This window comes from Lentibacillus sp. L22 (genome assembly GCF_040812445.1).
Classification (GTDB): Bacteria; Bacillota; Bacilli; order Bacillales; family Amphibacillaceae; genus Lentibacillus_C; species Lentibacillus_C daqui.
Window position 1 is genome coordinate 25,283 of sequence record NZ_JBFNXI010000007.1, and the last position, 21,084, is coordinate 46,366.

Below are 21,084 nucleotides of genomic sequence, written 5' to 3' on the forward strand. Positions count from 1 at the left end.
ATTATCCGAACAAGTGCCTGGCAGATTCCTTATTCATACAATTTTTCAATGGTGTATGTCCCTCTGTCTGTTGTCAATGAAAATCGTGATCCATCGAATTGATATCGGGACGAATCTTCAAGCGGAATTTCATATTGTGAAGAAGGCAATGGCTGCATATCATGTGCTTCGTTTTCAATGTGACCAGTTCCGTTTAATTGCAGTGTATGCATCGGCTGGTAATCATCAATCCGTTGTGTGTTCGTTTCGTAGGTGACTTGTTGTAAATCCATAATCGTTGCATCATCGTCTAATAGTTCCTGCTTGGAGATCTTTATTGTTTTTCCTGTCCATTGCTGTAATTGTTCGTTAAACGCTTCAATTGATAAGTTCTGTTCGGTCATCACTATTCCTCCATGGTATTAAGTTACCCACACCAGGCAAAATCATACACACTTGTAAGCTGTTGCATAGGGAAAACATGCTGGATTAATAACAGGCAGATCATCAATAAGAGGTTCATCATCATCCATGGGGATCATAGAATGTATAAAGCTTATTTGGAGGGATGCTCGTTGACGGAGTTGAAGGAACTTGATCGGGCAATTGACGAAATTACAGAAATTGCAACCGGGTTTGGCCTTGATTTTTACCCGATGCGTTACGAAATTTGCCCTGCTGATATTATCTATACATTTGGCGCCTATGGAATGCCAACCCGGTTCAGTCATTGGAGCTTTGGGAAACAATTTTATAAGATGAAATTGCATTATGACCTGGGCCTGAGTCAAATTTATGAACTTGTGATTAATTCCGACCCATGCTATGCTTTTTTGCTTGATACCAACAGTCTGGTTCAAAATAAACTCATTGTTGCTCATGTTCTTGCCCACTGTGACTTCTTCAAAAATAATGCCCGGTTTTCCAATACCAGAAGAGATATGGTGGAGAGCATGACAGCCACCGCAGAACGGATTGCCAATTATGAAATGATCCATGGTAAGAAAGAGGTGGAGGCGTTTTTGGATGCGGTATTATCCATTCAGGAACATATTGACCCATCACTTGTCAGATCAAAACTACCATCGTTTGGGGTGGAGGAAGATAAAGAGCCGGAAAAACGAAAAGCAAGATCAGCATATGATGATTTGTGGGAAATCGATGAAACCATGATGGAGCAAAAGCCCGAAGAAGAAACAAAAAAGAAGAATTTCCCCCCTCAGCCGGAAAAGGACCTATTATTATTTATCGAGGAGTATAGCCGGGAGCTGGAGGATTGGCAACGAGATGTCCTAACCATGATGCGGGAGGAAATGCTTTATTTTTGGCCGCAGCTGGAGACAAAAATCATGAATGAAGGCTGGGCATCATTTTGGCACCAGCGGATTTTGCGGGAAATGGATCTGACATCTGATGAAACCGTTGAATTTGCTACGTTAAATGCCGGGGTTGTCCAGCCGTCAAAGACACAGATCAATCCATATTATCTTGGGGTAAAAATGTTTGAGGATATTGAAGAGCGCTATAATAACCCAACAGATAAAATGAAACAAATGGGCGTTGAACCTAATTCCGGCCGGGAGAAAATTTTTGAAGTCAGGGAAATTGAATCCGATACATCCTTTATTCGCAACTATTTAACCAAGGAACTCGTTCAGCGAGAAGATATGTATTTATTTGAGAAACAAGGCGCTGACTATCGAGTGACGGATAAAGATTATGAACAGGTACGTGATCAACTTATCCAGCAGCGGGTAAATGGTGGATTTCCTTATATTGAGGTAGTGGATGGAGATTATCTGCGTAATGGGTATCTTTATTTAATGCACCGGTATGAAGGAATTGAGCTTGATTTGCATTATTTGGAACACGTTCTACCGTATATTTACCAGCTCTGGGGACGATCTGTATATCTGGAAACAGTGGTGGAGGATAAAGCCGTTGTCTATTCCTATGACGGAAATAAGGTGAATCGACGGTTTAAATAAAGGGGACTAATCCCATGAACAAGGCCGCTATTTCTTTTTACTGAAATAGCGGCCTTACTAATTGAACTATTTAATCACAGGAACAGGCATAGAGGATGTTGTACAACATAATGAATGCCGCTGCCTGCCCCAATCAGAAATACAGACTGAATTGACCAGAATACAATCCGATCCAACCGATCCCAAATTATTAGTGAGAATAGCTGTTTTCTACTGTATCAGGATTTTCCCGCTTCTTCTCTGACTTGTCGATAATTGCCGTGCCAACCAGATCACCGGTTACATTTATGGCGGTACATCCCATACCGACTAGTGCATCAATGGCTGTCAGTAATCCAACAGCTTCCATTGGTAATCCCAACTGTGCAAAAACGGTTGCAATCATAATGATTCCAGCTCCCGGTACTCCTGCCGTTCCAATCGAGGCGAGTGTTCCCACCAAGACCACTTGTAGCATATCGGTAAAACTTAGTGGATCCCCAATAATATTGGCCGCAAATACGGCAGAAACGGCAATGCGAATCGCAGCACCGTCCATATTAATGGTTGCTCCAAGTGGCAAACTAAATCCATATAAGCTTCTGGAAAGTCCCATATTTTTAGCAGCATTTAAAGTCAATGGTAACACACCAGAACTGCTTTGCGTGACAAATGCAGTAACCATTGGGGTGCGTGCCTCACGAAAAAATGGTTTCAATGGAACTTTTGTCACAAACATAAACAGAATGTAAACACCAATATGCACAATTAGCGCAATATAGAGTACCAGGACCATATTACCCAGGGACAATAATGTGTCTGCGCCCTGGTTGCCAACTGTTTTGGCCATAATCGCAAATACCCCGATTGGCACATACTGCAGAATCACTTTCATAATCGATAATGTCGCTTCGTTTAAGCCATTAATGACCGTATAAACTTGTTCGCCAAGTTCATGATATTGTTCAGAAGCTCGTAAGGAAGATATGGCAATCCCAAAGACAAGGGCGGTGAAAATAATCCCCAACAGATTAAGCTCACTAAAGGCTGTCACAATATTTTCCGGGACAATACTTAGTAGAACGTGGATGATCCCGGGATTTTCCGGCACCTCAAAACCTTCTTTCGTATCCAATGTCATCCCCGCGCCTGGGCTAAAGATGCTGGCAACCGCGATGCCGACAACGATTGCCAACGCTGAAGTAAGTACATAATACAGAAATACCTTTCCGCCCATTCGTCCCAGGTTCGTAATACTAGTTTGGTTTACCCCAACGATCAAGGTAAATAGAATGAGGGGAATAATAAGGAATTTGAGTAAATGAAGCAATAAATCACCAAATGGTTCAAGTACTGCAGCATCCTTACCGAATATTAACCCCACGATAACGCCGAGAATGAGTGCGATGGTGATTTTCAATATAAGTGACGCATGGATATAACCTTTCCAGATTGCTTTCATACGATGACCACCTTATCAATAGGATTACCCAAAGTTCCACGTTACATTTACTATATATTATAAACTAATATTCCTACTAATTTGCTAGGTTATCCCGACAATACAGGACAGACATAAATCTGTCAAAAACATTGCCTGTATTTCAGGATCGGCAAAAACATAAAAAAGGAATTAATCTGCCCATTCTATTGCTTAAAAATTTTCCTAACCTTATAATAGATACAATATTTCATTACATAAAGGAGGAGATGTCAATTGCCAATTAACATACCAAAAGAGCTGCCGGCAACCGAGGCATTAAAAATGGAGAAGATATTTGTAATGGATGAGGATCGGGCAAGAACACAAGACATTCGCCCACTAAATATTGTTATTTTAAACTTAATGCCGGAAAAAGAACGAACGGAATTGCAGCTTCTCCGTTTATTGGGGAATACACCATTACAGGTAAATATAAATTTTTTAAGAATGGCAAGCCATGAAGCAAAGCATGTTAGCAAATCGCATTTGGACACATTCTATTTGACGTTTGACCAAATCAAAAATCGCCGCTTTGATGGCATGATTATTACCGGGGCGCCAATTGAACATTTGGAATTTGAAGATGTGGGTTATTGGCAAGAACTGACACAAATCATGGAATGGACAAAGACGAATGTAACCTCTTGCTTACATATTTGCTGGGGGGCACAAGCGGCATTATATTATCATTATGGGATCGGGAAGTACGCTCTGCCAAAAAAGTTGTTCGGTGTGTTTCAGCATCAAATCACGGATCGGACTGTTGAGCTTGTCCGGGGATTCGGTGATGTATTTAATGCGCCACACTCAAGATATACATCGGTACCAATGAAAGAAATTGAAAATCATCCGGATCTAAACCTTCTTTCCTATTCCGATGAAGCGGAGGCGTTTATTATTATGTCTCAAGACAGGAAACATATTATGATTACCGGTCATTTGGAATATGAATCAAGCACCCTTGCTGAAGAATATACGCGTGATCTTGACAGAGGACTGGATACAGATTTGCCAAAGAACTACTTTCCAAACGACAATGCAGATAAACGACCACAAAATACATGGCGGTCACACACTCATCTGCTTTTTTCCAATTGGCTGAATTACTATGTATACCAGCAAACGCCATATCTGTGGGATTAAGCATGTATAAAGCCTCTCGCTTTTCAAACAATAGGTGGAAAAGGAGGTAATATGGCATGGTCAATAAGGAAAAGAAAAATAACATGTTTAAGGAAAATACGAATCATGGCGAGCATCGTAATGGACGAAAAGCCCAATTTAAAAATCACAATAGCCAGGGCGGCGAGGAACTAAACGAGTATATCAATAAAGAAGACTAATCAAGCGTTTTAGCAATATTTCAATATACAGCGACTTTGACCGCTTATACGGCGAATCACAATTACTGTACGGTGTTTCGTATCGTTTATCAGCGATTCCAACCAGCGCCAGTTTATAAGGAGATAGCAGTTTTTAAGTACACTGCTATCTCCTTATTTTTTTCCACTCTTAAAGGTGATTATAATAAGTGTACATGTCTTGATTGAATGTGGAAATGCTAAGACATAACCTAAAGACAGGAGGAAGATGACAATGTATAAACGGTTTTTGACCGCATTGGCCGTTGCATTGGGTTTGATTATTTCCGTTCAGGTCCCTGCCGCTGCTGCTCCATCAAGTGAGAAGGAATCTGTCGTCCAACCCGAACTCGACCACCACAATTATGATATTCATCATAACGAAGGATTAATTAAACACCGTGCCAAGGAGCTGGGTATTGATACAGAAGGAAAAAATGCAGAAGATCTGGCTAGAGAGGTTTACGAGACTGAAATCCGACGTGCCGCTGACGAGTTGGGCATTGAATCAAAAAATAAAGATATCGATAAGCTCGCTGCAGAGGTACATCACAAAAAGGTCAAACAAATGGCCGAGAAACTTGGTATTGAAACAGAAGGTAAGGAACCAAAAACGCTGGAAAAGGAAGTTTATGAAGCTAAATTAAAGAAAAAAGCGGAGAAACTCGGAATTACAACCAAGGGAAAAGATACGGAATCCATCAAACAAGCTATATTTGAGCATTATATTAACAAAGAAGCAGACAAGCTAGGAATCGATACAGAAGGCAAGGATTATTACAATCTGGCTAAAGAGATCCAGGAAAAGAAGATCATGCAATCGGCGGAGAAACTTGGTATGGACACTAAGGGAAAAAGCCCACAACAATTATTGAACGAAATCATTAATAATCACGCAGATGAAGCAAAAAAGCTGAAACTTTTCCCATTTGGACAAGGATAAACGGTAGCGGGACAAGGTGAGGCTGATCACTCGTCTCACCCTGCTTCTCCCCCCCATTGGTTGATAGTGTTCGATTGAATTTGTGACTTTTTTATTCGAGTTTAGGCAAAGTCCGATCGAGTTTTTGGTTGTCTCGATCAAATTTAGATCTGACTCGATCGATTTTATGATCAATTCGCTCGATATTGTAAGCGACCCGATCGATTTTCTATATGGATTTCATGTCCCGTTTACCCGTTTTAGAAGGCTCTGATCATGAATTAATGTCGCTTACTAAGCCATAAAACACCGGATTTGGCAATGCGTGGAACAAGTCCGGTAAATGGTTGCTGGAACATATTTCCAAACCCATCTGACTTGCCAAGGGATCCGAGTGTACCTTTTAGTTTGATTGCTTTCGGTTTTTTTGGTTGTTTATCATGAAGCACCGCCAATAAAACTTCCGCAATCTGATCACCTTGCTGCATAGCCAACTGTCCACTCGGCGAATGAAATGATGAAGCACAGTCTCCAACAACATAAATATGCTTGTTTTCCGGTACTTGATAGTAATCATTGACGATAATTTTCCCCTGTTGATCCTTTTGGAATGGTAATGCCCTGGCTAAATGATGTGGCTGCACACCAGCAGTCCAAATGGTGACATCATTAACAAAACAGATGCCATTATTGCAAACGCCATCTTTTTCCACATATTCCACATTGGCGTGATGCAGTACCTCTACCTGATTTTCAATAAACCATGATTCCACATATTCCTGGACTTTTGGATTGAATGCCTTTAACACGGAAGCCCCGCGGTCAAGTAGCCGAATGTTTAGATCGGGACGACTTTCCCTGATTTCGGCAGCAACTTCAATACCACTTAATCCTGCCCCAACGATGGCGACTTTGCCATACGCCTTAAGATTTCCGACTGCTGCCCAGGTCCGTCTAGCTTGCTGGAAGGTCTGAACACTATGTGTATATTCCTGTGCTCCTTCAATCCCGTGGTAGATGTCTTCACAGCCGAGTGCTACCACTAAATAATCATACTCGACACGTTCAGTTCTTCCTTCTAATATAATTTCCCGATCCTCTGTGTTAATTGCTGTAATTTCACCAAATATATAGTTTACTCGTTTATCCTCTGGGAAGTTTACCCGTACATCTTTGTCAGCAGAAGTGCCAGCTGCGATTGAGTAAAATTCTGTTTTTAGCGATTGATATGGATTTCTATCCACAACCGTAATGGCAATATCCTCCGATAGTTGGTGATTCAGTAAACCTGCGATGACTCTAACCCCTCCATAGCCGCCACCTAGTATAACCAATCTTTTCATACCATAACCCCATCTCTATCCCAATAATATAAGAGGATGTTCAAAAAGGCCGGTAAAAATGACATGGCCCTGCAAAAGGGGTATGCCGACGCCTGAGCGCAAGCCCGTTTTTAGTCGGCCTACCTTTGAAGAAGCTCGTTGGCTTGCTTTTCCGCTCCTCATGTACCTTTTATGTACACTCCGGTGCTCAAAGCTACGCCGCCTAGAACTTCTCGGTCCTTTTTATCCTCCTTTTTGAACACGCACTATAAGTGTTTTGTTTTCCATCTAAAGGATAACAAATGCAGCGCGGAAAGACTAGGGATTATCGGCAAAAAACAGACGTTGGAATAGAGCGAAACTTCTAGTTATAAAGCGGTTGCAAATTCATTGTGCAACTAGTAGATTTAGAATGTGAAGGTTAGGAAAATGAAAACGCAAAGGAGCATGACATGGGTGACAAAATGGATCTGGCAGTTGATGTTGTTGCATTAAAAGGAACATATGAACAAGTTGGGTTTAAACAAGGGCAGGATTGGAAGCGGGATGAGCGGATTGAATTTACTCAAGAGATGACTAAACATTGTGATGTGAATGAAACAAAGTCCCGATTGATGGAGTATATGCCATTTTTGCTGGAGGAATTGAAGGGAGTAGCAGCGGGGTTAGGAATGAAAGAGGATATGGCCATAAGGATGTTTAGCGGTTTTGATGTTACATTTCCACAAATGGGTTGTACGGCCTTCGCAAGTGAAACTTTCTATGTTCGCAACTATGATTTTAGCCCCGAATTGTATGATGCCAGATTCGTGTTCTGCAATCCGGATGATGGCTATGCTAGTGTGGGATTCAGTCAGCAAATGATTGGCAGACTCGATGGAATGAATGAAAAAGGGCTAATTGTGGGATTGCACCTAGTAAATGAACGACATCATCGTACTGGCTTTTTAGGAACAACCATTGTACGGATGATATTGGATCAATGTGCAACGATACAAGACGCAGTCCATTTACTTCAAAATATTCCACATGGGTACTGTTATAACTATTCCATTATGGATAGAAGTGGAGAATCTGTAGTTATCGAAGCAAGTCCGAATCATCAAGTTGTACGTTCCCAAAATCAAGTCATGTGCACCAATCATTTTGAGATGGATGTATTAAGGGAAAACAATAGACCGGAGATATCCCAATCAAAAACCCGTCTAAACCATCTGGAATATTTACCAAAGCAGAAGCTGACCCCGTTATTGGCGTACCAGCTTTTCAATGAAGAGGAATCGCCTTTCTTTTTTAAAGATTATCAGGAGTATTTTGGTACAATGCATACGGTGGTTTATGATCCAATGAATTTAAGCGTGACTGTTGGCATTGGTGGGGATTGTGAGCCGTTCGAGTTTTCGCTTAAGGGCTGGGTGGTTGGTGATATTGAATTACCCAATGTAATCAATGGTGTATTTGATTTTAGCGGATGAAGATAATGAAATTAAAGGATCGTTATCTTTTGATCTTCATATATCCATGCAGCACAAATAAATTATTTAAACAGCGGTATTGCTTTCAAACATAAATATATCAGCAATTCCTATTTTTTGGGTGGAACAGAACCCCCTGTTGTTATTTAACGTTTGGGGGTTCGTTCATTTTGCCGGTGACAATGTCGTCGGTGATGTGGACTTGGCAGATTTTACCTTCATTGTTTATAAATTTAAATATCCCGTTATTAAAGTCGGTGCCGGTTTCTTTATAGAAAATCCCTTCATAAAGGTTTAGTTTTGAACGTTTGAAACTAAGGCGATAGGCATCCTGATCCTTTCGTAAAAAACCGCGTACCCCTTTTTCAAATGATGTATCCACATTACTTTTCAATCTCCGGTCAATGGAAACAATATGGATATCGATAAATGTCATAGCGCGCAATAGCACATTAACAAACGAGCCTTTTGTGATTTCCTCCCAACGTTTTTGTGGGCTTTGTCCGATGATAATTTGCGTAATATTATAATTGTGGCAGACCTCGGCGATTGCTTTGACGGATGAACGCTTTTCGTTATCCCGAATAATAAATTCCTCAACATCCAGTTCATCACAGAGTTCTTTCCAGTGTTCAATGTAGCTGGATTTTTCAGCATCGAATTCATCATAAGGAAGCTGATCAACGGTTAAGACATATAATGGACAATCCATGATTTCGGCTAATTTCTGACCGCGCCGAATCAATCGCTCACCATTGGGACCATAATATACACACACCAGAATGCTCTCATCCATACGACCTTTTATCTTTTTCATGCCGCAATCTCACCTCATTTTATGGTTCAACTTTTAAAAACCGTATTATCGTAACATGTTCCATACCATATGAGAACCCTTTTTAAAGAAAATATAAAAGCTATAAAGTGAATGAAGACCTAAATTAGTGTATAATAAATATAGCAACATGGTTAATTAGGAAATAACCATGTTATTGTATCGAATAGACCCTATTATCTCGTTTGCTCCCCTTTAAGTCAAGCGTTGTTGGTTGGGATATAACGACTATTATTTGACATGTTAATTCACCTATTGTACAACCTTGACATTCATTTTTGTATCAAAGTTCTTATCCAAAATGTAAGATGTTGAATTATTAAATGGAGGGTTAGATTTATCTTGCTATTTGTCTTTTCAATCATACTCGTCCTAATTATAGCTGTCCTACTTATTCAGGTTCGACGTAAGCGTAATGCTCAATTCATGCACATCGGCTGGTTTGTTTTTCTTGTGCCTGCATCCTTATTTGTTCTCCTGATCAGATACTTGCCATCGTTGGCTGATGGACATACATATTTCACCTCAATGAAGTGGATTCCATCCTTTGACATCCATCTAACATTCTATCTTGATGGGCTTAGTATGTTATTTGGTTTGCTGATAACTGGTATAGGTGCACTTGTAACCCTTTATTCGATATACTACCTGTCAACTGATGAATCCTTAAAGCATTTTTATACATATTTGCTTTTGTTTATGGCGAGCATGCTCGGTGTTGTGTTTTCTGACAACTTGATGGTGTTATATGTCTTCTGGGAATTAACCAGTATTTCATCTTTTTTGTTAATTGCTTTTTGGAACCAGCGAAAAAAATCACGGCAAGGTGCTCAGAAATCAATGCTAATCACCGTATCAGGTGGCATGTCCATGCTTGCTGGTTTTCTCATGTTATATGTGATGTCGGGAACATTTAGTATCCGTGAGATTATCTCCGGGATTAGTCAATATACGGATCAGGGTTTATTTGTACCGGCGATGCTGTTGATCTTGTTAGGTGCATTTACAAAATCGGCACAATTCCCGTTTCATATTTGGCTTCCGGATGCGATGGAGGCTCCCACACCAGTGAGCGCCTATTTACACTCGGCAACCATGGTAAAGGCCGGGATTTATTTAGTTGCCCGCTTTACACCAATTTTTGGCGGGGAAGGTACGTGGTTTTGGCTGGTTGGCGGGATTGGATTGTTTACGATGTTTTGGGGCTCGTTTCATGCAGTCCGGCAAACGGATCTAAAAGCCTTGCTTGCCTATTCGACCGTGAGTCAACTTGGTATGATTATGAGCATGTTTGGGATTGGTTCTGTAGCATTATACATGGGCTACTCCGCGGAAACAGCCATATATACACAAGCAAGTTTTGCTGCCCTGTTCCATTTGGTTAACCACTCGACATTTAAGGGTGCTCTATTCATGGTGGTTGGGATCATTGACCATCGGGTTGGGACACGTGATATCCGCAAACTTGGCGGATTGTTGAAGATCATGCCAGTGACATTTACGATCACATGCATTGGCAGTTTTTCGATGGCTGGTTTGCCGCCTTTTAATGGTTTTTTGAGTAAAGAAATGTTTTTCACGGCAGCATTGAAGATTAGTCAATTTGATGTTTTCTCATTGGAAACCTGGGGAATCTTATTTCCGACTATCGCTTGGACAGGCAGTGTTTTTACGTTTGTCTATTGTATGATTATTGTGTTCAAAACATTTTTTGGTCCCTATCAAGTGGAAAAGTTGGAGCATCATGGTCATGAAGCAACGATTGGCATGTTACTTGCTCCTGGAGTTCTTGCACTGCTGGTGGTTGGTATCTTCTTTTTCCCAAATGTGCTTGGGAAGTATATCTTAACACCGGCGATGAGTAGCATTTACCCATCTGTTCCACCAAGTGAATTAACGGTTCCAATCGCTGCCTTTCACGGGTTCAATACGGAATTATTGATGACGTTTGGGATTATTGCTTTAGGGATTATTTTGTACAAGTTTTCCCGTTACTGGAAAGGAATTTATAAATTATTTCCGGATAATTTATCGTTTAATGCATTATATGATGTCATCCTTGATCAATTGGGCAAAAAGGCAAATAGTATGACAAACTTTTATATGACAGGTTATTTACGGGATTATTTGGTCTATATTTATCTGTTTCTTATTATTGCTGCGGGCGGTATACTCATTTATACGAAGGCGTTTCTATTTGAAATCTCTGGGAACAGTCCGGTGAGTCTGTTTGAATGGATTATTGCGATGGTGATGATGGCGGCTGGTATTGCCATCATCTTTGCCAACTCCCGCTTGACGGCTATTTTGTTAAACAGTGCACTTGGCTATGGAATTGCAGTGTTATTTGTCATCTTTCGGGCACCGGATTTGGCGTTGACGCAAACCATAATTGAAACGGTAACCACCGTATTATTTCTTGTGGCGTATTATTTCTTGCCGGAATGGAGAAGGGAAAGAGGACGATCGATATCCAAGAGCGTTAACTTGCTGATTTCAATTTGTGTCGGCGTAATATTTACAGTTATTGCCCTTGCTGTGCAGAACGGTAAATTATTTGCGACCATCTCTGGATTTTACGAAAACGCTGAGGAATTGGCAGGTGGAAAAAACATTGTGAATACGATCCTGGGTGATTTCCGGGCGTTTGATACGATGCTCGAGGTTGTCGTGCTCCTGATCGCGGGTATCGGCGTTTATACCTTTACAAAGCTGAAAGCGAAAAAGGAGGATGAACGGGGTTGAAGACCAATAATGTAATCCTAAGAACGGTCATCAAAATTGTTGTGTTTATCATTCTGACATTGGCTGTGTATCTGTTCTTCTCCGGTCACGACAGTCCCGGGGGAGGATTTATTGGCGGCCTTGTTCTGGCTTCCGCTTTTGTATTGCTGTTTATTGTTGAGGATATTGCCACGATTAAAAAGGGTATTCCTGTTGACTTTAAACGGGTTGCGGCACTTGGGGCATTTATAGCAGTTGCTACCGGATTTGGCGCGATTATTTTTGGCGAGCCGTTTTTAACCCAAACGTTTGGACATTTCAATCTTCCTATATTTGGGGAGACGCATCTGACGACAGTTACCATCTTTGAAGCAGGCGTCGCACTTACTGTGGTTGGCGTTGTCGTATCCATTATTTTAAGTATTAGTAGGGACGTGTAAGCATTGGAAACATTAATAACCATCCTCGCCGGTGTATTGGTTACTACTGCTACCTATTTGATTTTATCAAAGAGTATGATTCGGACTATTTTGGGTACAGCGATTCTTTCACATGCCGCACATTTATTAATTATGACGATGGGCGGACTAAAAAGAGGCAGTGTTCCTATTATCGGTGAAGGAAATAACCACGTGGATCCACTACCACAGGCACTGATACTAACATCGATTGTGATTGGCTTTGCGGTTACTGCGATATCGCTCGTATTGGCTTACCGTATCTATCAGGAAACAAAAACGGATGATTTGTATGAATGGAGAGGGTTTACTGATGAATAATATACTCGTACTTCCGTTGGCCCTCCCTGTATTAGTTGGTATCCTGCTGATTTTCTTTCGCTCGAATATCCCATTACAACGATGGGTTAGCTTTGCCGTCATGGTGGTCAATTTAGGTTTAAGCATCTATTTGTTACATGAAATACATACAGAAGGAATACTAAGACTTGACTTTGGCGGATGGAAGCCGCCATTTGGAATTTCTTTTGTTGCTGATTCTTTTTCTGTTCTACTCGTGATGACAACCAGTATTGTAACAGCGATCTGTTTGCTTTTTGCCTTTTCATCAATGGATCGCAGTCATGAAAAGATGTTCTTTTATTCGTTCGTTAATTTATTGGTGGCAGGGGTTAATGGATCGTTTTTAACCGGAGATCTGTTTAACCTGTATGTCTGCTTTGAAGTCATGCTCCTTTCCTCGTATGTTTTGCTGGCTTTAGGTGGAAGAAAGGTGCAATTAAAAGAAGCGATAAAATATGTGGTGATCAACGTAGTCTCTTCCTGGCTGTTTATTGTTGGGATTGCCTATTTATACGGTATGGTAGGAACGTTGAATCTTGCCCAGTTATCACAGCGGATTGCTGAATCGGGACAGCCACCACTGATAACCGTGATAAGTATTGTGTTTTTAACGGTATTTGCCCTAAAGGCTGGCCTGCTGTTATATTTCTGGTTACCAGGTTCATATGCGGCTCCACCGATTGCTATTGCTGCTCTGTTCGGTGCCCTATTGACCAAGGTCGGGATCTATGCAATGTTCCGTATGTTTACACTCGTATTTTATCACCAACCAGTGTTTACCCATACGATTATTGGGGTTTTGGCCGGGTTAACATTAATTGGCGGTAGTATTGGAGCTGTTGCTTATCGGGATATCCGGCAAATTGTCGTTTATAATGTGATTATTTCGGTTGGATTTATTTTAATTGGTCTTGCGGTTGCAACACCGGAAGCCATGGAAGGGTCGATCTACTATTTAATCCATGACATGATTGTGAAGGCATTATTGTTCTTGCTTGCAGGGGTCATGATTACCTTAACGAAAACCGCCAGAATGGATCAAATAAGCGGTCTGATTAGGAATTATCCATTATTGGGCTGGATGTTTTTCATCGTCATGTTGTCAATGGCAGGTATTCCGCCTTTCAGTGGTTTTATTGGAAAAGTTTTGGTGGGACAAGGAGCGATTGAATCAGGTTCTTATCTATTACTTGCACTTGCCTTTGGTTCCAGTATTCTCGTGCTCTATTCCCTTTTACGCGTGTTTCTCAGTTGTTTTTGGGGAGAGACAATTATTGATGAGGAAGAAATGATTACCACGAAAAAGGGATGGCTTATTCCGTGTGCTATCCTGACAATTACAACTATTGGATTAGGACTGGGAGCAGAATCGATTGCAACATATGTAAGTGAAGCAGCGAACACACTATTAAATCCAGACAAATATATCGATGCGGTACTAAATGATTAAGCAATCATAAGGAGGTGGCTGTTCATTGCCAGCCCAATTTCTGTTAAATATGGCGATTGCTCTGTTATGGATGTTGTTTCAGGATGAGGAACATTTACGATTTATTACATTCTTTGAAGGATATATCGTTGGTATTGCCATTTTGTTTCTCATGCACCGATTTTTTGGTGAGCGGTTTTACTTGGGCAGGTTTTTTGCCTTAATAAAATTGATCCTCATTTTTATTTCTGAATTAATCAGTTCGAGCCTTTTTGTAATAAAACATATTTTACGTCCGAAATTAACGATTAAACCAGGCATTTTTAGATATGAAACTGATTTGGAAAGTGAGTGGGAAGTTTCTTTACTAGCGATGTTATTAACGTTAACCCCTGGTTCAGTGGTCATGGAAGTTACACCTGAAGGGAATGCGTTTTATATTCACGGGATGGATGTCGAACACTCAAAAGATATGTTATTACAATCATTGGCTAAATTTGAGAAGGCGATTAAAGGGGTGACACGGTAATGATTAAAATGATGTTGTTTACTGCACTGGTATTGTTCGGTGTTGCGATTGCCATAGCACTTTTCCGCATTATTTTTGGGCCAAGTTTGCCTGATCGGGTCATTGCCCTGGATATGATCGGTTTCCTTTTGCTTTCTGCCATTGGGATTATTTCGGTTATTATTGGGACAACCACCTTTTTGGATGTAATTCTTATTCTTGGTATTCTCGCTTTTATTAGTACGGTTGTCTTTTCGAAGTATATCGAAAGGGGTGTGGTCATTGAACGTAAGCGGAATAGTTGAATTTATTGCGGCACTTTTGATATTGATTGGCAGTGTCATCAGTGTCATTAGTGCAATTGGCCTCATTCGTTTTCCCGATGTGTATACCCGTTCACATGCCGCAACAAAAAGCTCTGCTTTAGCGGTATTCCTGACGTTATCAGGGGTCTTCCTTTATTTTTGGGCAAGTGAATCATTTAGTGTACGATTGTTGCTTGGTATTCTGTTCGTGTTTACAACGGCTCCGGTTGCCGGTCATCTGATTATCCGGGCAGCGTATCGCTCTGGTGTGAAAAGGAGTGATATTACGATTGAGGATGAATTGAAGGATGTGTTACGGAGAAAAGAGAAATAGCATGGAGTCTGTCACTTCCCGAATTTTGTCGAAAGTGTTATTATGGAGAGCGATGAATAAAAACGTGTATTACTGCACTTTGAAACAAGTGTAGTTTTTTTAAAAAGCCATGTAAAGGTACCTTGACGTAAAAGAACCTGTACGTTACCATGGAAAAAAGAAGGGTGAACGCATTGAAAAATAACATGACAGTATATAGACGTAAATTCGGTTATTCACAGGAAGGTTTGGCGGAAGCGCTAGGTGTTTCACGGCAAACCATTATTTCTATTGAAAAGGGGAAATACAATCCTTCCCTCCCATTGGCGATGATTATTGCGAAGACGTTTCAGACGAATGTGGAAAGTATTTTCTTTTTGGAGGAAAAGGATTATAAAAAATAATAAGGGGGGTTCTGTATGCGTAAAGATAACACACAATTGAGTTTTATTGTTTTAGGATGTGTGTTTGTTTGCATGGCTGTATTTATGCTAGTGGTTAGCATAATTGGACAGGTCACGTTACAGCAAACCTATATGCTGTTTGCGCTAGCCGTCATGTCGTTTTCAATGAGTTATCTGTATCCGCAGTTTAAGCAAAAAGATGAACGGATGAAATTTATTCGGTATAAAGCGTTAACTTATTCAGCCATTGCGTTTGTTGTTTATTATATCGTCCTTTCAGGTATCATTCAGTTTGACATTTTACCATTAACTTCAATGGATGTGCTGAATATTTTGGCAGCGTTGATGATTATTACGGTGTTTGGCACAATGGTTATTTTGGCAAGAAGAAATTGATTTGTGGTGCCTGTTTTCGTGAGTGCCTGTCACTTTTCGAATTTTGTCTTATATAGGGCAGTGCTTAGAAACAATCTTCAGGAGTCATTTCTTCCTGTCTGTTTGCTGAACCCCTCTTTTGTGATGAGGGCATGTAAGTTATCCTTTGATCGGAAGCGATTCATTTTCAACCTGCTTTGCTAGAGACTACTGAAAAAGGAATCGCCGTTAAATGTGTCAAATAAAAATACCGAATAGTATTTGTATTTAGCATGGAGATATATTTACAAATATTCATAACCATGTAATACTTAACATACTACATGAAACTGTTGCAGAAATAAGATGGTATCAGGTATATAAGTTCAGAATCGTGTTGTACCTGACACGGGGGTGAGATCATGCTTCATGCGGATATAATAGAACGCATTCCGGTTCCAGCTATTATTGTGAATGAAGATAATCAGATTGTTTCCTATAACCGAACGATGGGTACTAGCTTAGAGAATGATATAAATGCTGGGGAGAATATCCAAGAAATTTTCACCTTAGAAGAGGTATACGATCATACCCAGATTTTTTCAGCGTCATCCGGTAAGAAAACCTTTATTTTTATTCGTAATCCGATACCCGGTACGAAGAATATGTTATGGTTCGGGTTGGACACATCTGCACTGTCTAAACTGGAAGACGAAAACAAAGAATTGAAAGATGTCAATCGTGAATTAGATGCCATTATCGAAAATTCATATGATGGTATTTATATTACAGATCGTGATGGTGTAACGCTGAAGACGAATTCGGCAATTGAAAGGATTACCAGTATCCCAAAAGAATATTATATCGGAAAAAATGTAGACGCACTTATCAAAAGGGGAATACTGGAAAACTCCGTCACACATGTAGTAGTGAAGGAAGGGCGAACGATTTCGGTTGTTCAAAAAAATTACGCAGGTAAGGAAACTTTAATAACAGGGACCCCTGTATTTAATGAAAAAGGCACTGTTGATAAAGTTGTAACGAATATTAGAGACCTGTCCGACCTGAATGAACTGCAAGCTGAGTTAAGTAAAGTAAATGAATTAAATGATAAATACAAACAAGAAATAAATCGATTAAAAAATAAACCGGATCAACCGGATGGGTTAATTGTAGATAGTAGGCAAATGAAGCGAATTTTCGAAACAGCGGAGAGAGTGGCAAACATTGATGCAACTGTTTTAATTTTAGGAGAGACAGGAGTGGGAAAAGATGTTTTGGCACAATATATATTTAACCATAGCATTCGCTCAAAAGGAGGAGATTTCATTAAAATAAATTGTGGGGCCATTCCTCCCGATTTATTGGAATCTGAATTATTTGGCTATGAAAAAGGTGCATTCACCGGAGCAAATCAAAAAGGGAAACCCGGGATGTTTGAAATTGCGGATAAAGGCATGCTATTTCTTGATGAGATTGGTGAATTACCTTTAGCATTACAGGTGAAACTATTACGTGTGATTCAAGAAGGTGACATTCAAAAAATCGGAGGAACGAATCCGAAAAAAGTAGATGTAAGAATCATAGCGGCTACTAACCAAAATTTATTGGAAAAGGTTAAACAAGGAGATTTTCGGGAGGATTTATACTATAGATTAAATGTTATTCCGTTTACCTTACCGTCATTAAAAGAGAGGAAAGATGATATTTTATCTTTGGCCCAATTGTTTTTAATGCAGACAAACGAGAAATATGGGATGACAAAGCAATTAGGTTATGAGCTGAAGGACTTTTTTTATTCGTATCATTGGCCTGGTAATATAAGGGAGCTCTCTAATCTGATCGAAAGGCTGGTTGTTACGACGCCTGATGAAGTTATCGATATAGATAATCTCCCCTCAGAATATGATGACGCAACTAATGTAAAAATGGATTCAACTGTTCCTTTAAGGTATGCAGTAGAAACAACCGAAAAAAAGGTATTATCACATGCAGTTGAAAAGTATAAAAGCAGTTACGAAATTGCGAAGGCATTGGAAATAAGCCAACCGACAGTCGTTAGAAAACTGAATAAATATAACTTAAAGATAAAATAGGTTAATAAGTTCTTTTATTAAATCAAGTGCAACGTTATGTACCATTATTTCATACCGTTGCATTTTTATTTTGTGATGAGTCTAGTAAAAGGAATTGCTGCGAAAAAGAAAACCGACTTTTAATACATAAATGAATCATTGATTTAAAAATGAATCGATGAAAACTGACTTTTACATAAGAATGATTCAATTTTGTATTGTTTTTGAATGCTACATATAAACAATGGAAAATAGGATTAACAATAAATGCGTGTGTATTACGGATTTTGACTATTTTTTGGATAAAGATTAAAAGTTGGCATTGTAGTTGCATTCCCAAATGGAAAGAAGATCAAGTAAGGGGTGGAATAGCGATGTCGACTGTGATGACAGACGAAATGCAACAGATGAAAACCATGATAAAAAACTTTGTAGATAAGGAGGTAGAACCATATAGTCAACAAATAGAAGATCAAGATGAAATCCCACCGCATTTGGTAGATGAAATGAAGGAATTGGGTTTGTTCGGTATGAGCATTCCCGAAGTATATGGCGGAATTGGTTTAAATACGGTGGAAAAGGCAATAGTCCTGGAACAATTGGGAAGAGCACATAACGGACTGGTTTCATTAATCAGTGCTCATACCGGAATTGGCAGCACAGGATTAGTCAAACTTGGTTCCGACTATTTAAAGCAGAAATATTTACCGGAGATGGCTGCCGGGAATAAAATCGCATCGTTTGCACTTTCCGAACCAGGTGCAGGGTCTGACGCTACGAATCTCTCCACTCAAGCAGAAAAAAGCGGAGATCATTGGGTGGTCAACGGCATGAAGCATTTTATAACAAATGCTCCAATCGCCGACGTTTTCACTGTATTTGCTCTAACCGATAAAGAAAAGAGGGCAAAAGGCGGTATTACGGCATTTTTTATCGAAAAGGACTTTCCGGGGCTACATATTGGGAAAACGGACAAAAAAATGGGGTTGCGAGGCTCTTACACTGCTCAGGTTATCCTCGAGGATTGTATGGTACCGGAAGAGAATGTCATTGGTGAAGTAGGGATGGGATATATCAATGCACTAAAAATTCTTGGAGAGGGCCGAATCGGTTTGGCAGCCAGAGCGGTCGGATCCTGTGAAAAGTTAATTGAGCTATCTGCCAGTTATGCGAAAGAGCGTGTTCAGTTTGGCAAGCCAATTGCAGACAATCAAGGTATTCAATGGATGTTGGCGGATATGGCTACCGAAACCGAAGCTGCACGTACTTTAACAATGATGGCTGCAGAAAAGGTAGATGAAGGGAAAAAGGTTATCAAAGAAGCATCTATGGCAAAACTTTATGCGTCAGAGGTTTTTAATAAAGTGGCAGATAAGGCGCTGCAAATTCATGGCGGGATCGGATACATAAACGAATATGCTGTGGAGCGGTTTTATCGCGATGCCCGGATTACGAAAATTTATGAAGGAACAAGTGAGGTTCAACGGTTAGTTATTGCAAGGAAGGTACTTGAAGAAAACTAAACAGGTAGCAAATTAATAGAAGAAAAGAGGGAGTGTATGCGCTGGATTGTTCTTATTCTACTATTCTTCGGAGCGATTCTAAACTTTGCTGATAAATCAATCGTTGGCCTTGCTGCTGTCCCAATTATGAATGAACTGGATTTGTCTTATACGGAATGGGGATTAGTGGGCAGTAGTTATTATTGGCTCTATCCTGTTACCGGAATTTTTGGTGCTGCCTGGGCAGATAAAATAGGAGCCAAAAGAGTATTAGTTGGTTTAATGGTTATTTGGTCGGTCTTACAATTTGGAGTTTTGGCGGTTACAGCTTTACCGCTATTAGTTGTTTATCGGATACTATTGGGAACTTTCGAAGGACCATACAGCCCGATTGCGTATAGCCATGCCCATAAATGGTTTCCTCCAAAATTACGTGGTTTTGCCAATTCTGTCATTGTTTCTGGAGGAACGGTAGGAGCGATGATTATTGCTCCGGTTCTGGTCGCTTTGATCACCATGTTTGGTTGGAAGATTGCATTTGCTACGTTAGGTTTGGCGAGTTTGGTATGGGCGATAATTTTTCAATTTTTTACGAAGGAGAGTCCGGTTGAAGCATATAAAAATGTACAGAAGAAAAAGAAGGAAAAACTAGAAAAAATAAAACTTAAGGATTTTGGAAAATTACTTGTTTCGCCCTCTGCCTTATTTACGACACTAGCCTATTTCTCGACTTATATCTTGATTGTATGGTTTTCCGTATGGCTGCCGATTTATCTTGAGGAAGTTATCGAGATGCCTTCAGCACAAATGGGGGTTGTAGTCATGATCATTGGCATTATTTCTGTAGCCATATATATGGGGGTTTCCGTGCTGTCCGATCGTTTGTTTAAGAAGAATAATAACTGGCGTATCTCCAGGGTATATGTTATCGGTATCGCAATGATCGTCGGGGCAGTGATTATGGCATCTCTAATGATTGTTCAGAATCCAATCTGGGTCATTATTGCAATGAGTTTAGGGAAAGGGTTAACATACTCTATTATACCTATTGGCCCAACCATCATGATCAATGAAATGCCTGAAAGAGGAGGACTAATGACCAGTATTTTAACCTCCTCGGGAAATCTTGCAGGTATTGTCGGTCCTATGATTACTGGATTTATCATTAGTCTTTCCGGGGCGAATAAGATGCTTGGTTACAATTATTCTGTGTTATTTATGGCTGCTATTGTATTCATTTTTGCAACCTTGTTCTTGTTATTCGTAAGGCCGGGAAGAGTTGATAATATCTCTTCGGAAGCTCATTCGGTTTAAATAGGATAAACT

Annotated in this window: 21 protein-coding genes; 17 read left to right on the forward strand and 4 right to left on the reverse strand. The window is 40.1% G+C overall.

Annotated features, from left to right (window positions below; genetic code table 11):
- Nucleotides 1-29: 29 nt before the first annotated feature.
- Entirely contained in the window at nucleotides 30-383 is a 354-nt protein-coding gene (gene ymzB / locus ABRT01_RS05180; protein WP_367746461.1) for a protein YmzB, read from the reverse strand.
- Nucleotides 384-524: 141 nt separating this feature from the next.
- Between ymzB and ABRT01_RS05185 the strand changes: the two genes are divergently transcribed.
- The gene (locus ABRT01_RS05185; protein ID WP_367746462.1) at nucleotides 525-1,967 is read left to right on the forward strand and encodes a SpoVR family protein; all 1,443 of its coding nucleotides are present in this window, start codon (nucleotides 525-527) and stop codon (nucleotides 1,965-1,967) included.
- A 190-nt stretch (nucleotides 1,968-2,157) separates the two neighbouring features.
- Here ABRT01_RS05185 and ABRT01_RS05190 read toward each other — a convergent pair whose 3' ends face one another.
- Nucleotides 2,158-3,408 carry a dicarboxylate/amino acid:cation symporter gene (locus ABRT01_RS05190; RefSeq protein ID WP_367746463.1) on the reverse strand — a complete coding sequence of 417 codons (1,251 nt, stop codon included), beginning with the start codon at nucleotides 3,406-3,408 and terminating at the stop codon, nucleotides 2,158-2,160.
- Nucleotides 3,409-3,663: 255 nt separating this feature from the next.
- Here ABRT01_RS05190 and metA point away from each other — a divergent pair, with 255 nt between their 5' ends.
- From metA to ABRT01_RS05205, 3 genes are all read left to right on the forward strand, one after another.
- Nucleotides 3,664-4,572, forward strand: a complete 909-nt coding sequence (gene metA, locus ABRT01_RS05195; protein WP_269410695.1) for a homoserine O-acetyltransferase MetA — start codon at nucleotides 3,664-3,666, stop codon at nucleotides 4,570-4,572.
- Nucleotides 4,573-4,628: 56 nt separating this feature from the next.
- Nucleotides 4,629-4,772, forward strand: a complete 144-nt coding sequence (locus ABRT01_RS05200; protein ID WP_269410694.1) for a hypothetical protein — start codon at nucleotides 4,629-4,631, stop codon at nucleotides 4,770-4,772.
- Nucleotides 4,773-5,025: 253 nt separating this feature from the next.
- The gene (locus ABRT01_RS05205) at nucleotides 5,026-5,733 is read left to right on the forward strand and encodes a hypothetical protein (protein ID WP_367746464.1); all 708 of its coding nucleotides are present in this window, start codon (nucleotides 5,026-5,028) and stop codon (nucleotides 5,731-5,733) included.
- Nucleotides 5,734-5,993: 260 nt separating this feature from the next.
- Here ABRT01_RS05205 and ABRT01_RS05210 read toward each other — a convergent pair whose 3' ends face one another.
- Complete coding sequence (locus ABRT01_RS05210) at nucleotides 5,994-7,055, reverse strand: NAD(P)/FAD-dependent oxidoreductase (protein ID WP_367746465.1); 1,062 nt, start codon at nucleotides 7,053-7,055, stop codon at nucleotides 5,994-5,996.
- A gap of 431 nt (nucleotides 7,056-7,486) precedes the next feature.
- Here ABRT01_RS05210 and ABRT01_RS05215 point away from each other — a divergent pair, with 431 nt between their 5' ends.
- Nucleotides 7,487-8,509 carry a C45 family autoproteolytic acyltransferase/hydrolase gene (locus ABRT01_RS05215; protein WP_367746466.1) on the forward strand — a complete coding sequence of 341 codons (1,023 nt, stop codon included), beginning with the start codon at nucleotides 7,487-7,489 and terminating at the stop codon, nucleotides 8,507-8,509.
- A 142-nt stretch (nucleotides 8,510-8,651) separates the two neighbouring features.
- On the opposite strand, the gene ABRT01_RS05220 is transcribed toward ABRT01_RS05215, so the two are convergent.
- Nucleotides 8,652-9,326 carry an adenine nucleotide alpha hydrolase family protein gene (locus ABRT01_RS05220; RefSeq protein WP_269410690.1) on the reverse strand — a complete coding sequence of 225 codons (675 nt, stop codon included), beginning with the start codon at nucleotides 9,324-9,326 and terminating at the stop codon, nucleotides 8,652-8,654.
- 360 nt (nucleotides 9,327-9,686) lie between these two features.
- Here ABRT01_RS05220 and ABRT01_RS05225 point away from each other — a divergent pair, with 360 nt between their 5' ends.
- The 12 genes from ABRT01_RS05225 (at nucleotide 9,687) to ABRT01_RS05280 (ending at nucleotide 21,072) form a co-directional block, all read left to right on the forward strand.
- On the forward strand, nucleotides 9,687-12,089 hold the full coding sequence (locus ABRT01_RS05225) for a Na+/H+ antiporter subunit A (RefSeq protein ID WP_367746467.1): 2,403 nt from the start codon (nucleotides 9,687-9,689) through the stop codon (nucleotides 12,087-12,089).
- Complete coding sequence (locus ABRT01_RS05230; RefSeq protein WP_269410689.1) at nucleotides 12,086-12,508, forward strand: Na(+)/H(+) antiporter subunit B; 423 nt, start codon at nucleotides 12,086-12,088, stop codon at nucleotides 12,506-12,508. The genes ABRT01_RS05225 and ABRT01_RS05230 overlap by 4 nt, the downstream gene beginning before the upstream one ends.
- 3 nt (nucleotides 12,509-12,511) lie before the next feature.
- On the forward strand, nucleotides 12,512-12,847 hold the full coding sequence (locus tag ABRT01_RS05235) for a Na(+)/H(+) antiporter subunit C (protein ID WP_367746468.1): 336 nt from the start codon (nucleotides 12,512-12,514) through the stop codon (nucleotides 12,845-12,847).
- On the forward strand, nucleotides 12,840-14,318 hold the full coding sequence (locus ABRT01_RS05240; RefSeq protein WP_367746469.1) for a Na+/H+ antiporter subunit D: 1,479 nt from the start codon (nucleotides 12,840-12,842) through the stop codon (nucleotides 14,316-14,318). The genes ABRT01_RS05235 and ABRT01_RS05240 overlap by 8 nt, the downstream gene beginning before the upstream one ends.
- Before the next feature lie 25 nt (nucleotides 14,319-14,343).
- On the forward strand, nucleotides 14,344-14,826 hold the full coding sequence (locus ABRT01_RS05245; protein WP_269410686.1) for a Na+/H+ antiporter subunit E: 483 nt from the start codon (nucleotides 14,344-14,346) through the stop codon (nucleotides 14,824-14,826).
- Nucleotides 14,826-15,110, forward strand: a complete 285-nt coding sequence (locus tag ABRT01_RS05250; protein WP_269410685.1) for a Na(+)/H(+) antiporter subunit F1 — start codon at nucleotides 14,826-14,828, stop codon at nucleotides 15,108-15,110. The genes ABRT01_RS05245 and ABRT01_RS05250 overlap by 1 nt, the downstream gene beginning before the upstream one ends.
- A complete protein-coding gene (locus tag ABRT01_RS05255; protein WP_367746470.1) occupies nucleotides 15,088-15,444 on the forward strand; it encodes a Na+/H+ antiporter subunit G in 357 nt (118 codons plus the stop codon). The genes ABRT01_RS05250 and ABRT01_RS05255 overlap by 23 nt, the downstream gene beginning before the upstream one ends.
- Before the next feature lie 173 nt (nucleotides 15,445-15,617).
- Entirely contained in the window at nucleotides 15,618-15,827 is a 210-nt protein-coding gene (locus ABRT01_RS05260; RefSeq protein WP_269410683.1) for a helix-turn-helix transcriptional regulator, read from the forward strand.
- A 15-nt stretch (nucleotides 15,828-15,842) separates the two neighbouring features.
- A complete protein-coding gene (locus ABRT01_RS05265) occupies nucleotides 15,843-16,223 on the forward strand; it encodes a permease (protein WP_367746471.1) in 381 nt (126 codons plus the stop codon).
- Nucleotides 16,224-16,603: 380 nt separating this feature from the next.
- Nucleotides 16,604-18,277: a sigma-54 interaction domain-containing protein gene (locus ABRT01_RS05270; protein ID WP_269410681.1), complete on the forward strand. Its 1,674-nt coding sequence runs from the start codon at nucleotides 16,604-16,606 to the stop codon at nucleotides 18,275-18,277.
- A gap of 353 nt (nucleotides 18,278-18,630) precedes the next feature.
- The gene (locus ABRT01_RS05275) at nucleotides 18,631-19,779 is read left to right on the forward strand and encodes an acyl-CoA dehydrogenase family protein (protein WP_367746472.1); all 1,149 of its coding nucleotides are present in this window, start codon (nucleotides 18,631-18,633) and stop codon (nucleotides 19,777-19,779) included.
- A 36-nt stretch (nucleotides 19,780-19,815) separates the two neighbouring features.
- Entirely contained in the window at nucleotides 19,816-21,072 is a 1,257-nt protein-coding gene (locus tag ABRT01_RS05280) for an MFS transporter (RefSeq protein ID WP_269410679.1), read from the forward strand.
- The last annotated feature ends 12 nt before the right edge of the window (nucleotides 21,073-21,084 follow it).

Coding starts and splice junctions, on each gene's coding strand:
- ABRT01_RS05185 (WP_367746462.1), top strand. CDS start 525: ATGTATAAAGCTTATTTGGAGGGATGCTCGTTGACGGAGTTGAAGGAA.
- ABRT01_RS05275 (WP_367746472.1), top strand. CDS start 18,631: ATGTCGACTGTGATGACAGACGAAATGCAACAGATGAAAACCATGATA.
- ymzB (WP_367746461.1), bottom strand. CDS start 383: ATGACCGAACAGAACTTATCAATTGAAGCGTTTAACGAACAATTACAG.
- ABRT01_RS05240 (WP_367746469.1), top strand. CDS start 12,840: ATGAATAATATACTCGTACTTCCGTTGGCCCTCCCTGTATTAGTTGGT.
- ABRT01_RS05265 (WP_367746471.1), top strand. CDS start 15,843: ATGCGTAAAGATAACACACAATTGAGTTTTATTGTTTTAGGATGTGTG.
- ABRT01_RS05200 (WP_269410694.1), top strand. CDS start 4,629: ATGGTCAATAAGGAAAAGAAAAATAACATGTTTAAGGAAAATACGAAT.
- ABRT01_RS05190 (WP_367746463.1), bottom strand. CDS start 3,408: ATGAAAGCAATCTGGAAAGGTTATATCCATGCGTCACTTATATTGAAA.
- ABRT01_RS05210 (WP_367746465.1), bottom strand. CDS start 7,055: ATGAAAAGATTGGTTATACTAGGTGGCGGCTATGGAGGGGTTAGAGTC.
- ABRT01_RS05250 (WP_269410685.1), top strand. CDS start 14,826: ATGATTAAAATGATGTTGTTTACTGCACTGGTATTGTTCGGTGTTGCG.
- ABRT01_RS05270 (WP_269410681.1), top strand. CDS start 16,604: ATGCTTCATGCGGATATAATAGAACGCATTCCGGTTCCAGCTATTATT.
- ABRT01_RS05220 (WP_269410690.1), bottom strand. CDS start 9,326: ATGAAAAAGATAAAAGGTCGTATGGATGAGAGCATTCTGGTGTGTGTA.
- ABRT01_RS05215 (WP_367746466.1), top strand. CDS start 7,487: ATGGGTGACAAAATGGATCTGGCAGTTGATGTTGTTGCATTAAAAGGA.
- ABRT01_RS05280 (WP_269410679.1), top strand. CDS start 19,816: ATGCGCTGGATTGTTCTTATTCTACTATTCTTCGGAGCGATTCTAAAC.
- ABRT01_RS05205 (WP_367746464.1), top strand. CDS start 5,026: ATGTATAAACGGTTTTTGACCGCATTGGCCGTTGCATTGGGTTTGATT.